Raw genomic sequence first — 15,156 nt, 5'->3', positions numbered from 1 at the left:
GGATGACTGCATCGGTATTATTCAGCATGATGCTTTTCCAAGATGTAAAAGTAATAATCGGAATGTCTGTAATTAATTTTATTCTATTGTTTTTTTTAAGTGATAGTGTAAAAAAAAGACCCTATAGTCGGTTGACCTATTTTTTTATATCTTTTCTTTTTGCAACAATCACTGGAATTAGTTTGATACCTTCAGAAATATTGACAACATTTAATCTAATATTTAGTATGCAAGGAATCTATTTATTGGGTACATTTGCTTATTTTCTTTGCTTTTTTTCCGTTTTGCAAGATTACTTATTAATTTCTCCCCAAGAAAATTCAAAAAGAAAAGTCACATCCTTTTGGGTATATACTTTAGCTTTTTTTGTTATGTCAAGTATTTATTTATATGCATATTATCCAGGAATATTTTTCCCGGATTCTATCAATCAATGGGATCAAATCCAGACAAGTAATGTACCATGGAATGATTGGCATCCAGTGGGGCACACATTTGTTATAATGGCTACTTCGTTAGGAAAATACCCAATAGGATTTATAGCATTTCAAATTGTTATTTATAGTTTGATTATGGCATATTTTTGTGATTTTATTAGAGAGTTTGTAGGAAGTAAATTTGCGACGATATCTTGTATCTTTTTTATAGCTATACCGATCTTTCCATTAGCTAGTATATATATAGTTAAAGACTCTCTATTTACTTATACACTTTTATTAATTACCTTATACTTGGTAAGAATCATTATAAGCCAAGGAAAATGGCTAAATAAAATCTCAAATCTAGCTCTACTATATTTTACTTTATTAGGATTTGTTTTTTTTAGACATAATGGATGGCCGGCATTGCTTGTATCTACATTAGTATTTGCAGTATTTTTATTTAGAAAAAAATTTATTAAATTATTCGTCGTAATCGGATTAGTTGTTTTTAGCTATCAAGTTATCACGGGTCCTATTTATAATCACTTCAACGTTATTAGAAGTGATTCAACTGAATCTTTAGGAATTTTTGTTCAAATTTCCGCTGCTATTATTAAGAATGACGGGACTATATCTAAAGAGGAAATGACATATTTGGAAACATTGATGCCAAAAGAGGATTGGAAGAACCTATACCAACCGAATAATGTCGATAATATAAAATTTAAAGAACGATTTAAAAAGCAAGTAATAAAGGATGATCCTAAAAAATTTTTAGAAACAGTTCTTGGTCTCATAATTAGAAATCCTGGCTTAACATTAGAAGCATATATGAAGCAAACCGAAATTTTATGGCACGCAAACTTTTCTTTAGAACTGGATAATTTACGACCAATCTTTAGAAACCAGTTAAGCGGTCAACAAGGTCCTTTTTTCTTCATGACTAGAGAACAGAGAGAGGAAATTGATCCGGATTACGAAGGGTTAAATTTAGATGAAATAACTAAAGGGAATAACCGTGTGAGAAACCAATTGCTCGAGTTACAAAATTGGATTCTAAAAAGTAGACTTTATGTTTTATTAATGCCAGCTCTTTACTTTATTTTGTTTCTTTTTTCAATGGTTATGCTTATTGTCAAAAATAAAACAAAACTAATAATTGCTTTTATGCCGTATGTATTAGTAATGGGTACAATTTTTATTGCAATTCCTGCGCAAGATATTAGATATGCATTGCCTAATTTATTTGTCGGGATTTTAGGGCTAGCTACTGTAAAGGGACGATTCTCAGAAAGGGTGTCCGAAAATGCAGAAAACTAGCCAACGTATAGGAAGTTTTGATGTGTTGAAAATATTGGCAATTCTGGCTATCATAGTTCACCACTACGCGTTGTGGTCAGGATGGGATTTTTCCTCGGGTTTTCAGTTGAACAAATTAGCAGCTCAGACTTTATTGATTGGAGGAAAACTTGGAGTAAATATTTTTGTAATGATTACTGGATATTTTTTAATTTCTTCCATTCCTAAAATTAGAAGCTTATTTCAAATTTGGGTAGAAACAACGTTGATTTCGCTAATTATCTATTTCTTTTTAGTTTTTAATCCAGATATTAGTTTTCATTTTGAATGGAAAGAGTTTGTTTTCAGACTATTTCCAGTTGTTTTTGGGAAGTATTGGTTTGTTACCTCTTATACATTAATGTATTTTTGTATTCCCGCTATAAACAAATTAATGGTAAGTACGGATATAAAAAAAATAAAACAAGCTTTGATATTTTCTTTTATTATTATAAGTCCATATACGTTTATTTATTATAATAAAGGATTAAATTTCTCTCATCCAGTGTGGTTTCTTTTTTTATATGCCATCGGTGCTTATATAAAATTGAACGAGGAAAATATTAAAAAAATTAAAATGGTTCCTTTATTTACAATGAATATTTTGATGTTGGCTATAGGGATTGGAATTAATATTAGTTTACAGATTATTTTTGCAAACAAGGATAGTTTTTTTGGAAATGTTTTTACTGCTTTGGGATGGAATGAGACAATTTTTTATACACGTGATTCTAGTCCGTATTTATTGATATTCGCAGTGCTTATCTTTGTATTTTTCCTAAAATTACAAATTAGACCACGAAAGATATATTCATTTGTCGCAAGAGCTTCTTTTGGAGTTTATTTGATTCAGAGTAGCCAATGGTTTAGCACTGAATATTTATGGCCTATACTTGTGAACGGCAGTCAATTTGATTCGGGTAAAAATATTGTGTTGTATGGATTTTTCATTTCTATACTTATATTCCTTACGGGAATTGTCATCTATATCGTTTTAATACCTGTAATAAATGTGGTGATGCATTTATTTTCTACACCACTTCATCATCTTCAAGAAAAAGTATTTGGTACAAAGGAGAAAAAAAATGGATTTTAAAGGCATACTTAAAAACTTCAGTAGGAATATGCTAAATGAAGAATTCTCGAGAAGAACTCAGTTCACTAAAAATTACAATAGAAACAAGGTGAAAAGCAATATTGTTTTTTATGAGTCTTTTCATGGAAAAGCGATGAATGATAATCCATTTGCGATATTTAAATATTTAGTAAATAGTAATGAGTATAATCATTTAATTCATGTTTGGTCTTTGAACGATGTAACAGATAATGAATACGTAAAGTATTACAGTAAGTTTAAAAATGTCAAATTTGTAACACCTTATACGAAGGATTACTATTACTATTTAACGGTAGCAAAATATATCTACAGTAATGTTACTTTGCCACCTTATTACATCAAAAACGAAGGCCAAGTATATGTAAATACTTGGCATGGAACTCCCTTAAAAACATTAGGAAAAGAAATGGCTGGTAATGTTGCTCAGAACTACAATGTTCAAAGGAATTTTTTGCAAAGTGATTTTTTACTATCCCCAAATACGTTTACTACAGATAAAATGGTATACTCCTATGATATCGATGGCATTTACAAGGGTAAAGTGTTAGAAAATGGGTATCCCAGAATAGATAGTATTTTCAGTAAAAGTGAAGTTGTGAAAAACTTTCTAGAAAAAAATAAGATTGATCTAAATAAAGAGTTAGTTTTATATGCGCCGACTTGGAGAGGAATTACTGGTCGAGTACAAGATACAACGACGGATATGGTTGAACGATTGAACGCGATCTCTCAGGGGATTTCTGGAAGTAATAAACAGTTTATTGTTAAAGTACATCCTTTAGTTTATCAATTTATAAAAGAGATTCCCTTAGATGATATCTTTCTAGTACCAGATTGGATTGATGCCAATGAATTACTTCACTTTGTAGATATTTTAATTACTGATTACAGTAGTATTTTCTTTGATTACTTGGTTACAGATAAACCAATTTTGTTTTATATGTATGATAAAGAAGAATATGAGCACTCAAGAGGTCTATATTTCGATTTAAATGAAATGCCTGGAGAAATTTGTACTACAACGAAAAAATTAGTGGATTCTATTTTGTCGGCAGATAATGAAAAATTTCATGCTAATCCGAATGTAACTATTTTTAAGGAAAAATATATTTCTCACGAGGACGGTCACGTAACAGAGAAGTATATAAACTTTATAATGAACGGGAATAAGGCTGTTAATGTTCGCTCTTTTGATAATCACAAACCGAATGTTGTTGTATATGGCGGAGGGCTATTAAATAATGGGATTACCTCTTCTTTAATTAATCTAAGTAAAAATTTTGATTATGATAAGTACAATTTAATCATTGTTGATAAAAACAAGGTTAACCAAGAATTTGAGGCAAATATTGATAGATTATCGGAGAAAGCACATGTTGTCTATAGAAATAATGGGTTAAGCCTTACTTATTCAGAGTGGATTAAGTATAATAGATTATTTAACCGTTCTTCTGTAGAAGATATCAAAACACATCAGATATTTGTAGCTAGAGAATGGAAACGGCTTTTGGGGAATACTCAAGTTGATAGAGCTATTGATTTTGGCGGATACGCTCCGTTCTGGTCATATATGATGGCATTTTCTAAAGCGAAAAGAAAAATTATTTATCAGCATAATGACATGCAGGCAGAGTTTGATAAAGTTGTAGAAGGTCGATACGTTCATAAGAAAAATTTAACCACTATTTTCGAATTCTATAAATACTTTGATTATATTGCATCCGTTGGTAAACTTACAATGGAACAGAACAAAAAAAATCTTTCGAAATTTGTTTCAAATGACAAATTTGTTTATGTTCCAAATTTATTGGATAAGGAATACCTTTTCGATCATCGAAATAATCCCCAACTATCAATCAAAGAGGTTCTAGGGGAAGAAAAGTTAATTATTGAAGAAGCTAGTGAGTTTGGAAGAAATATGTTAGTAGGAGTGACTGCTCCTACTAAGAATGCCAAAAACTTTGTGACAATTGGTCGGTTATCTCCTGAAAAAGATCAAGAAAAACTATTGTTTGCTTTTAAAGAAATTATGATGCAATCAAATGATCAGCACCAGCTTTATATTATTGGTTCTGGAAAAGAAGAGAAAAAACTTAAGACCACAGCATATGTATTGGGCTTAGAAAAAAATGTTATTTTTGTAGGGCAAACCGTACATGCAATGGAGATACTAGATAAGTGTGATTTATTCGTCTTTCCTTCAAATCACGAAGGACAACCAATGACTTTGCTAGAATGTCTAGCACTTCAAATTCCAGTTGTTGCAACGGATATTCCAGGAAATATTTCTGTTTTGGAAGATCAAAATGGAATGATAGTGGACAATAGTGTTGAGGGGCTAGTGGGCGGTATGAATCGCTATTTGGCTGGAGAAAAAATTCCTTCATCATTAAATGTGGATCAATACAATCAAGACGCATTAAATCGCTTCTATGCATTGATTGAATAGAATAATACTCATAAATCACTGATTGGTATAACTAACTATGTAACAGCATATACTAAGTAGTATGGTATGTATAACTACTGAATTTAACCTGAGACAGAATAGAGTTTTTCTGTCTTAGGTTTTTTTGTAGAGTTGTTTGAAAGAGTGTTCATTAAATTACCAATTTGAAAGGAATTTAGAAATAAAATCCCAGACAGTCATAGATTGCAGATGAATTTATATAAAATAAATTATTTAGAATCTATAGCCTTGATTTGTTTTATGGTACAATTTAAAAAGTAAGCATCTAATAGGATTATCAAATTTAGTTTTAATTATTCAAGGAGGTATTATGAAAAAAGTACTTATAAAATTACTAAAAGTATGTATGTTCGTAGCTATACTAATGCTCCCTACTAATGCTCATGCGGATGATATATTTGACTCAAATATTCTTAATGATGAAATCACTGCATTATTAAGGAGTCAGAGAAACTCGCAGATTATTAGTAAAAACTACCCATTTCTTAAAATTCAAAAAGACTATTCTGGTAATTTTGATAAGATGAACTATCAAGATGGATATGCTTTGCCTACTGGTGTTGTCATACATGAAACTGCAAATTCAAACTCTACAATCCAAAATGAGATTGCATATATGAAAAGAAATTGGCAAAATGCTTTTGTGCATGCTTTTGTTGATCATAATAATATTATTGAGATCCATCCTACAGACTATTACAGTTGGGGGGCCGGTCGACAAGCTAATCCCAAATTTATTCAAATAGAATTGGTGCGAGTTTCTAGTTCAAATTTTGATCGATCTGTATATAACGACGCTTTTTATACAGCATATATGTTAAAAAAATATAATTTGTTTCCAGATAATGCTCATAGTGATGGGAAAGGAACTATTTGGAGTCACGATGCAGTTACTAGGTTTTTAGGAGGAACGGATCATACTGATCCTGTGGGATACTTTAGTGCAAATAATTATTCAATGTATGATTTCTATGAATTAGTTGTTTATATATATAACAAGATTGGTGGGTCTGTTGCTACGAAGATAGAAAATATAAATAACGATGCTTTAGTGACTGGTACCGGGTACATTTTTTCTGAACCTCAAGGTAATATTGATTCTAAAATAACTGGGAATATTAGCAGTTATGCTAATAAAAAACTAAATGCAATTCGAGAAGTTACTATGCCAGGCAACAGTAAATATTATTTAGTTAAAGAGGGATCTAATTATTTAGGCTGGGTAGCTGAAAAGAATATAAAATTATATGGCAAAGTATTATCGAGTAAAACATTAGATAACGATGCTACAATAAAAGATCTTAAATATTCGGGCATCTATAATGTTCCTTGGAATACGCCTGGTTATACAAAAATTGGCGATCTATCAAATTATAATGGTCAAAAATTAACAGTGATTGAAGAAGCATCGACTGCGACAGATAAGTACTATAAATTTAAAGACTCAAATGGGACGATTGTTGGCTGGGTTGATTATAGAACCCTTACTTTATATGACAAAATTCTTTCTAGTAAGACTTTGGACCAATATAGCAAAGTACAAGTAACCAAGTATGATGGTATTTATGCAGGCCCATGGAATACGTATGGAGCAACACGAATCGGTAATACGAGCGCCTACGTGAATAAAGATGTGAAGCTAATTAACTATGCGAAGACGTCAAGTGGTGAATATTATCAATTCCAAACAGTAGATGGTAGTATGACTGCATGGGCTGATATTCGAAACTTCAAGATGTACGATACGATCATCGAACAAAAAGCAATGAATCAATATAGTAAAGTACAAGCAACCAAGTATGATGGTATTTATGCAGGCCCATGGAATACGTATGGAGCAACACGAATCGGTAATACGAGCGCCTACGTGAATAAAGATGTGAAGCTAATTAACTATGCGAAGACGGCAAGTGGTGAATATTATCAATTCCAAACAGTAGATGGTAGTATGACTGCATGGGCTGATATTCGAAACTTCAAGATGTACGATACGATCATCGAACAAAAAGCAATGAATCAATATAGTAAAGTACAAGCAACCAAGTATGATGGTATTTATGCAGGCCCATGGAATACGTATGGAGCAACACGAATCGGTAATACGAGCGCCTACGTGAATAAAGATGTGAAGCTAATTAACTATGCGAAGACGGCAAGTGGTGAATACTATCAATTCCAAACAGTAGATGGTAGTATGACTGCATGGGCTGATATTCGAAACTTCAAGATGTATGATACGATCATCGAACAAAAAGCAATGAATCAATATAGTAAAGTACAAGCAACCAAGTATGATGGTATTTATGCAGGCCCATGGAATACGTATGGAGCAACACGAATCGGTAATACGAGCGCCTACGTGAATAAAGATGTGAAGCTAATTAACTATGCGAAGACGTCAAGTGGTGAATATTATCAATTCCAAACAGTAGATGGTAGTATGACTGCATGGGCTGATATTCGAAACTTCAAGATGTACGATACGATCATCGAACAAAAAGCAATGAATCAATATAGTAAAGTACAAGCAACCAAGTATGATGGTATTTATGCAGGCCCATGGAATACGTATGGAGCAACACGAATCGGTAATACGAGCGCCTATGTGAATAAAGATGTGAAGATAATTAACTATGCGAAGACGTCAAGTGGTGAATACTATCAATTCCAAACAGTAGATGGTAGTATGACTGCATGGGCTGATATTCGAAACTTCATTGGATTAAAAGCTGTTCCATCTGTAAGTGAACAGCCACAGACTGAGGAAACAACTACTACATCTAAAGACAGTGTAAAAGAAACAAAAGATTCATCAGAAGCAATACCAGAAACTAGTCCAAGTATCTCTGAAGAATCTAGTATGATGGATTCGAGTAGTATAGTCTTTTCTTCGGAGGATAAAGAATAAGTTTTACTAGCTTTAGAACGAACAATCGTAATTGTTTTCTTTCTTGAATCAAAATAGATCATAAGATGGAGACAACGCTTTTGGTTCATATAACATTTAAAAAATGTGTTTAATTACAAAGTTTCATGGTGATTTGAGTGAAATAATAAATTTTAAAAGGTATTAATGATCAAACACAAATGGGAATAAGTTGTTTATCGAAAAGAGATTCAGTGATATCGTAAAGTTTATTAAATCGAACGGTAAAATTGATTCCACTCCTCCTAACTTTCGTGTATAATGGTACAAGCCAGTATTACGAAAGTTAGGAGGAGTTGTTTTGAGTAAACAACATCCAGAGGATAAGTCCTTTAAAGACGAAGTATTAGGAGCTTTAAAGCAACCTCAATCAGATCAAACCCAAGAAAGCGATGGTTTGAACGAGCGTCCTATTCAACAACCTCAAGAAGAGGTGGGTTCGCGAACTGCAAGTGGAAAGACCAAAAATAAACAAGCAAAGCAAGCTGCTACAAGTCGTAGGGCAGCAGCAGAAGAAGTGCCCATAGCTGAAGGTGGGGAAACGCAATTGCGCAAGCAGCAACGCAAAAAAGAAGATCGGATTGTCAATCGGATCGTTTTGATCGTAGTCCTTGCTCTGCTCGTCATCGGTGGTGTTTTAGGATTTTCAATGTATCGTTATGTGACATCAGGATTGCAGCCGTTGAATCCAGAAGATACAGAAACGGTGGCGGTTGAGATTCCTAGTGGATCGTCCAACAAAGCAATTGGAGAAATTTTGGAAGAAGACAATATCATTAAAAGTGGTATGATTTTTAACTATTATACGAAATTCAATAATTTAACTGGATTTCAAGCAGGAAATTATCATTTTTCTCCTAGTATGACATTGGATCAAATCTCAAAGATGCTGCAAAATGGCGAAGGCTCGGTCACCTCTGATGCAAAAGTGACGATTCCAGAAGGATTTGATGTTGATCAAATCGGTGATGCTCTAGCGGAAGCGACGAATATCTCGAAAGACGATTTCCTAGCTTTGATGGAAAGTGACGAGTTCTTTGAAAAAATGAAAGAAACCTATCCTGAGCTTTTAGCAAGTGCCGGCGATGCGCAAGGTGTGCGTTACCGACTAGAAGGATACTTGTTCCCAGCAACTTACGACTACTATACAGGGAATACCCTAGAAGAAGTCGTTACCCAAATGGTGGATAAATCAAATTCAGTCTTGTCAAAATATTTCGATCAAATCGCTCAAAAAGAAATGACGGTTCAAGAAGTCCTTACTTTGGCATCACTTGTTGAAAAAGAGGGCAGTAAGCTAGAAGATCGTAAAAATATCGCACAGGTATTCTTCAATCGTTTAGCGATTGATATGCCGCTGCAATCGGATATTTCGATTCTATATGCGTTAGGTGAGCACAAAGAGCTAGTTACTTATGAGGACACCCAAGTTGACTCTCCTTATAATCTCTATGTGCATACTGGCTACGGACCTGGACCATTCAACAATCCAAGTGAAGCAGCGATCCAAGCGGTCTTAGATCCAACACCGAACAACTACTATTATTTCGTTGCTGACATTCAAACCCAAGAAGTTTACTTTGCGGAAACCTATGAACAGCATATGCAATTAGTGGAACAATATGTAAACAATACCTCAAATTAAATTTTCATAGGTTTATAGTTTACATTTAAAAAAAAGCATGGTAATCTTTTGTGGACTCATCGCAAAAGATTACCTTTTGCGATTTATTAGAAGTTACTAAAAGGAGAAAAGAACTATGGTAGAAAAAGTTTACCCAATGACACTTGAAGGAAAAGAAAAGCTAGAACAAGAATTAGAAGAATTGAAAACGGTAAAACGCGGCGAAATCATTGAACGTATCAAGGTAGCCCGCAGTTTTGGCGATTTATCCGAAAACTCAGAGTATGAGTCTGCTAAAGATGAACAAGCGTTTGTCGAAGGCCGAATCACTACTTTAGAAAATATGATTCGTTTTGCAGAGATCATTGATAATGAGGGTGTTGACTCTGATGAAGTTTCCATCGGAAAAACAGTGATTTTTGTTGAGTTGCCTGATGGTGACGAAGAAGAGTACATGATCGTCGGTAGTGCTGAAGCAGATCCGTTTTCTGGTAAAATTTCCAATGATTCACCAATCGCTCGTGCCTTGATTGGGAAAAAAGTCAACGATGAAGTGACGATCTCAACGCCAGGCGGAGATATGCAAGTAAGAATCACAGAAGTAAAGAAAAGCTAATTGCTTGATCACTCGATCAATCTAGTTGACCCTGTTGTTCATTCTCCTTTAGGGAATTTGATCAAACAGGGTCTTTTTTCGGACCAGCGACGGATGGACAAACCATTTTTTTCAGGTATGATAGAGTAGAATTACTAGGAGGAGGAGCTTGAATGAAAAGTCCTTGGCGTTTTTTCTTTATTGTTGAAGCGCTCTTACTGCTTTTTGCGGTATGGCAAATTTTATCTAATCCGCCATTATTATTTTTATTAATACTTGGTGTGACGTGCTTGGTCCTTGTGAACCGAAGTGAGCGCAAGAGCAATTTTAAAAATTTCTTGATGGTCTCAAGTTCCATTGCTATTTTGATCAGTTTGTTAAATAGTCCAGCACTGTGGCTGATGCTGATTTTTGCGATTTTATTTATTGGTTTAAAAGGAGTCGAGATTACCGGAATCGACTTAACTAAAAATTCATTCTGGCGCAAAAAACAAATGATTATCGTTGAAACTGAAGAACCCAAAGCTGATCATCCACTGAAACAAAAGCAGCAATGGTTAGGCAATGAACGGATCGGCAGTCAAGTCTATGAATGGGACGATATCAATTTAGATATCTTGACTGGGGACACTTTCATCGATCTAGGCAACACTTTATTGCCTAAGAAAGAAAACGTCGTGATCGTACGAAAAGGCTTTGGCAGAACTCGTATTTTAGTGCCTGCTGGTATAGCAATCAAATTAGAGCACAGTACTTTTATTGGCTCCGTTATCTTTGAAGGCGAAGAAACGAGCTTGAAAAATGAAAAAGTGACGATCTACAGCCCGGATTATGGCGAAAATAGTCGGCGTTTGAAAATCTTGACGAATACCCTTGTTGGTGATGTTGAGGTGATTCGGGTATGATCGGGAAATTTTCAAGAGGCATGATCGCTTTTTATGCAGGATTAGCAAGTTTTTTCACCATGATTTTGATGCTGTTTTCCTATTTGTATGCCAGTGGGAAAAATAATTGGCTGATAGAAGTCTTTCAAATCAAGCTCTTCTTTATCCCAATCGTCTTTCACTTACTTGTAATATCTGCATTGATTGCTTTAGCTATCTTTTTACTGATTTCTTTTTTTCGCAACCGTCAATACGGTCCGGTGGAAGAAAAGTTAAGACTGTTAGCCAGCGGCTATATCGATAGCCCTTTATTGGAAACAAAAATCCCCCATGCGTCTGAAAACCACTTGATTGCGAATGTGGATCGTGACATTGCCAGTATCCAATCGAAGATGAAACAGATGTCGATGGAATTACAGCAATTGAATGCGAAACCGCAGTTTGTTGATGGTCAGACGAAAGAAGAGATTTTAGAAGCAGAAAGGCAGCGTCTGGCTCGTGAATTGCACGACTCTGTTTCTCAACAGCTGTTTGCCGCCATGATGATGATGTCTGCACTAAATGAGCAAGCGATTCGAACAGATGCGCCAGAAAGCCAAAAGAAACAGTTAGCTATGGTCACAGACATTATCAATGCTTCGCAATCTGAAATGCGGGCGCTCTTGCTTCATCTACGACCTGTTACTTTGGAAGGGAAGAGTCTAAAGCAAGGAATCGAGCAATTGTTAAAAGAATTAGAGACCAAAATCAAAATTCTATTGACTTGGGATATTGAAGACTTTACGATGCCTAGTTCGATTGAAGATCAACTCTTTCGTGTGATCCAAGAACTCTTATCTAATACACTGCGTCACGCCAAGGCCAATGAGTTGGAAGTTTACTTGCATCGCATTGATAATAACGTGTTGTTGCGGGTGATCGATGACGGTGTTGGCTTTGATCCACAAGATCAAAAGGCCGGCAGCTATGGTTTGATGAATATCCGAGAACGGGTAAGTGCCGTTGGCGGAACGTTGAAAATTATTAGTTTTAAAAATCAAGGAACCAGTATTGAAATTAAAGTTCCACTGTTGAAGGAGGCATAAGGTATGATTAAAGTGTTGTTAGTTGATGACCATGAAATGGTTCGTCTTGGGGTTTCTTCTTATCTATCGATTCAAGACGATATAGAAGTAATTGGGGAAGCGGAAAATGGTCGAGTCGGGTATGAAAAGGCATTGGAATTACGTCCAGATGTGATTTTGATGGATTTGGTGATGGATGAAATGGATGGGATCGAATCTACGAAATTGATTTTAAATGATTGGCCCGAAGCAAAAATCATTATTGTCACTAGTTTTATTGATGACGAAAAAGTCTATCCTGCTATTGAAGCGGGTGCGGCAGGTTACCTGTTAAAGACGTCTACTGCTCATGAGATTGCGGAAGCCATTCGTGCAACCCAGCGAGGAGAGCGGGTCTTAGAACCCGAAGTCACCACGAAAATGATGGATCGTTTGACGAATCGGACACCGATCCTACATGAAGATTTGACCAATCGGGAACAAGAAGTGTTACTGTTGATCGCCGAAGGAAAGAGCAACCAAGAGATTGCGGATTCACTCTTCATTACGCTGAAAACAGTGAAGACACATGTGTCAAATATCTTATCAAAATTAGAAGTAGAAGATCGTACACAAGCTACGATATATGCTTTTAAACATGGTTTGATAAAATAAAGTCTTAATAATCATACCTCCTCATGGCAAGCAGAGGAGGTTTTTGTTATACTAAATTATGATCTGGTAAAAAAGGAGCGTTTGTGGTGAAGCAAAATTATGCAATAATCGGTCTGGGCCGTTTTGGTGGCAGTATTTGTCGCACGTTGATTGAATCTGGACAAGAAGTACTGGCGATCGATAGCAACGAAGATCGTGTCAATGAGTATATGAATATCGCCACCCATGCGGTGGTCGGCAACGCACAAGATGAGATGACGTTACGCTCATTGGGTATCCGTAACTTTGACCATGTCATTGTTGCGATTGGTGAGGATATTCAAGCTAGTATTTTGGTGACCTTGATGGTCAAAGAAATGGGTGTTCCTAATATCTTAGCGAAAGCCCAAAACGAATACCATGCCCGTGTACTGGAAAAACTCGGCGCAGACCGTGTCGTTCATCCCGAACGTGACATGGGGATTCGCATCGCCCATAATCTTGTTTCCAAAAATATTTTAGATTATATTGAACTATCTGACGAATTTTCTCTAGCAGAGATTCGCGTGTCCAATCCACGCTTTTTCAATAAATCCCTGATTGAGCTGAATTTTCGACAAAAATATGGTCTGACAGTCGTTGCGATTCGTCGGGGACCAGGACAAGTGATCGTTTCGCCTGATGCAGAGGCGATCGTGCGTGAAAATGACAATTTACTCGTGATCGGCAATACAGATGATGTAGATATACTTGATGAACATATGAATGATTAGGAGTGAAGAAAATGAACTTAACAATAAGTCCTGAAGCAATGCAATGGTTTAAAAAAGAATTGGTGGTAGACCAGGGAAGCGGGATTCGTTTTTTCGGAAAAATTTATGGCAAAACACAAGTGCATGACGGATTTTCCGTGGGAATGTCAGTCGATAAACCAGAACGTCCGATCGTCGAACAAACCATTGATGGCTTGCTTTTTTTTATTGATGAAGCAGACGAATGGTTTTTCAAAGGCTATGATCTAACTGTGGACTATGATGAAACGTTAGATGAACCGAAATATGATTTTAGCGAAGATAAAAAATAATGTGGATTCGGTCCCAGCTGACCGATTTCCCACGATTGGCTCTAGGAGATGAAACCGATGTTATCAATTGTTGTACCTTGTTTTAATGAAGAGGCAAGCTTGCCGATTTTTTTTGAAGAAACAGAAAAAGTGAAGAAACACTTAAATATGCCTTTTGAATATATTTTTGTTAATGACGGGTCTTCAGATCAAACTCTGTCTGTTTTAAGAGACTTGTATCACGCCCACCCTGAAAGTGTTCGCTATCTATCTTTTTCGAGAAACTTTGGCAAAGAAGCTGCTCTTTATGCGGGGCTACAAGCTGCTAGAGGCGATTTTGTCACTGTAATGGATGCAGATTTACAAGATCCGCCGTCATTACTACCTGAAATGTTTTCTTTGCTAAGAAGTAAACCAGAGCTTGACTGTGTGGGTACGAGACGTGCCGATAGAAAAGGTGAGCCAAAGATTCGCAGTTTTTTTTCGAACTCGTTCTATAACATCATCAACAAAATTGCCGATACTGAAATGGTAAACGGTGCGCGAGATTTTCGCTTGATGCGCCGCAATATGGTTGATGCAGTTTTACAGCTGTCAGAGTACAATCGCTTTTCAAAAGGGATCTTCAGCTGGGTTGGGTTTGATACAGAATACATCGCCTATGAGAATCGAGAAAGAGTAGCGGGTGAGACGTCCTGGTCATTCTGGAAGCTATTCCAATATTCGATCGATGGCATCGTCAATTTTTCAGATACACCTTTGAATATCGCCTCGTTTATTGGTGCGCTTTCCTGTTTTGGTTCTCTGATTGCTTTGATCTTTATTGTGATAAGAACCTTTATTTTTGGAGATCCGACATCAGGGTGGCCTTCAATGGTCAGTATCTTCTTATTTGTTGGTGGATTGCAATTGCTTTGTTTAGGGATCATCGGCAAGTATATCGGAAAAATTTTCTTAGAGACTAAAAATAGACCCTTGTACTTCTTGAAAGAAACCGAAAAAGACCAAGAAAAATAATGA

Annotated in this window: 12 protein-coding genes; all 12 read left to right on the top strand. The window is 35.6% G+C overall.

What is annotated here, in order from left to right; all coding sequences use genetic code 11:
• Positions 1 to 2: 2 nt before the first annotated feature.
• The 12 genes from IGJ25_RS11770 (at position 3) to IGJ25_RS11715 (ending at position 15,153) form a co-directional block, all read left to right on the top strand.
• On the top strand, positions 3 to 1,742 hold the full coding sequence (locus IGJ25_RS11770; protein ID WP_270287072.1) for a DUF6020 family protein: 1,740 nt from the start codon (positions 3 to 5) through the stop codon (positions 1,740 to 1,742).
• Positions 1,729 to 2,856 carry an acyltransferase family protein gene (locus tag IGJ25_RS11765; RefSeq protein WP_438779323.1) on the top strand — a complete coding sequence of 376 codons (1,128 nt, stop codon included), beginning with the start codon at positions 1,729 to 1,731 and terminating at the stop codon, positions 2,854 to 2,856. Before IGJ25_RS11770 ends, IGJ25_RS11765 begins: the two co-directional genes overlap by 14 nt.
• On the top strand, positions 2,846 to 5,326 hold the full coding sequence (locus IGJ25_RS11760) for a glycosyltransferase (RefSeq protein WP_225001412.1): 2,481 nt from the start codon (positions 2,846 to 2,848) through the stop codon (positions 5,324 to 5,326). Before IGJ25_RS11765 ends, IGJ25_RS11760 begins: the two co-directional genes overlap by 11 nt.
• Before the next feature lie 331 nt (positions 5,327 to 5,657).
• The gene (locus tag IGJ25_RS11755; RefSeq protein WP_438724980.1) at positions 5,658 to 8,255 is read left to right on the top strand and encodes a GW domain-containing glycosaminoglycan-binding protein; all 2,598 of its coding nucleotides are present in this window, start codon (positions 5,658 to 5,660) and stop codon (positions 8,253 to 8,255) included.
• A gap of 319 nt (positions 8,256 to 8,574) precedes the next feature.
• Entirely contained in the window at positions 8,575 to 9,918 is a 1,344-nt protein-coding gene (gene mltG, locus IGJ25_RS11750) for an endolytic transglycosylase MltG (protein ID WP_015510027.1), read from the top strand.
• Positions 9,919 to 10,033: 115 nt separating this feature from the next.
• The gene (gene greA, locus IGJ25_RS11745) at positions 10,034 to 10,513 is read left to right on the top strand and encodes a transcription elongation factor GreA (protein WP_005229556.1); all 480 of its coding nucleotides are present in this window, start codon (positions 10,034 to 10,036) and stop codon (positions 10,511 to 10,513) included.
• 152 nt (positions 10,514 to 10,665) lie between these two features.
• Positions 10,666 to 11,397 carry a cell wall-active antibiotics response protein LiaF gene (gene liaF, locus IGJ25_RS11740; RefSeq protein ID WP_010749367.1) on the top strand — a complete coding sequence of 244 codons (732 nt, stop codon included), beginning with the start codon at positions 10,666 to 10,668 and terminating at the stop codon, positions 11,395 to 11,397.
• Positions 11,394 to 12,461, top strand: coding sequence for a sensor histidine kinase (locus IGJ25_RS11735; RefSeq protein WP_081117280.1), 1,068 nt, complete (start codon positions 11,394 to 11,396; stop codon positions 12,459 to 12,461). The genes liaF and IGJ25_RS11735 overlap by 4 nt, the downstream gene beginning before the upstream one ends.
• Before the next feature lie 3 nt (positions 12,462 to 12,464).
• On the top strand, positions 12,465 to 13,094 hold the full coding sequence (locus IGJ25_RS11730; RefSeq protein ID WP_005236913.1) for a response regulator transcription factor: 630 nt from the start codon (positions 12,465 to 12,467) through the stop codon (positions 13,092 to 13,094).
• 86 nt (positions 13,095 to 13,180) lie between these two features.
• A complete protein-coding gene (locus tag IGJ25_RS11725) occupies positions 13,181 to 13,846 on the top strand; it encodes a potassium channel family protein (protein ID WP_005229566.1) in 666 nt (221 codons plus the stop codon).
• Positions 13,847 to 13,857: 11 nt separating this feature from the next.
• A complete protein-coding gene (locus IGJ25_RS11720) occupies positions 13,858 to 14,157 on the top strand; it encodes a HesB/YadR/YfhF family protein (RefSeq protein ID WP_005229567.1) in 300 nt (99 codons plus the stop codon).
• A gap of 57 nt (positions 14,158 to 14,214) precedes the next feature.
• On the top strand, positions 14,215 to 15,153 hold the full coding sequence (locus IGJ25_RS11715) for a glycosyltransferase family 2 protein (protein ID WP_225001472.1): 939 nt from the start codon (positions 14,215 to 14,217) through the stop codon (positions 15,151 to 15,153).
• Positions 15,154 to 15,156: the final 3 nt, after the last annotated feature.

Source organism: Enterococcus sp. DIV0240d, assembly GCF_051711245.1.
Taxonomy (GTDB): Bacteria; Bacillota; Bacilli; order Lactobacillales; family Enterococcaceae; genus Enterococcus_D; species Enterococcus_D casseliflavus.
Note: the sequence above shows the minus strand (reverse complement) of the source record. Positions and strands in the feature narration are given on the sequence as shown.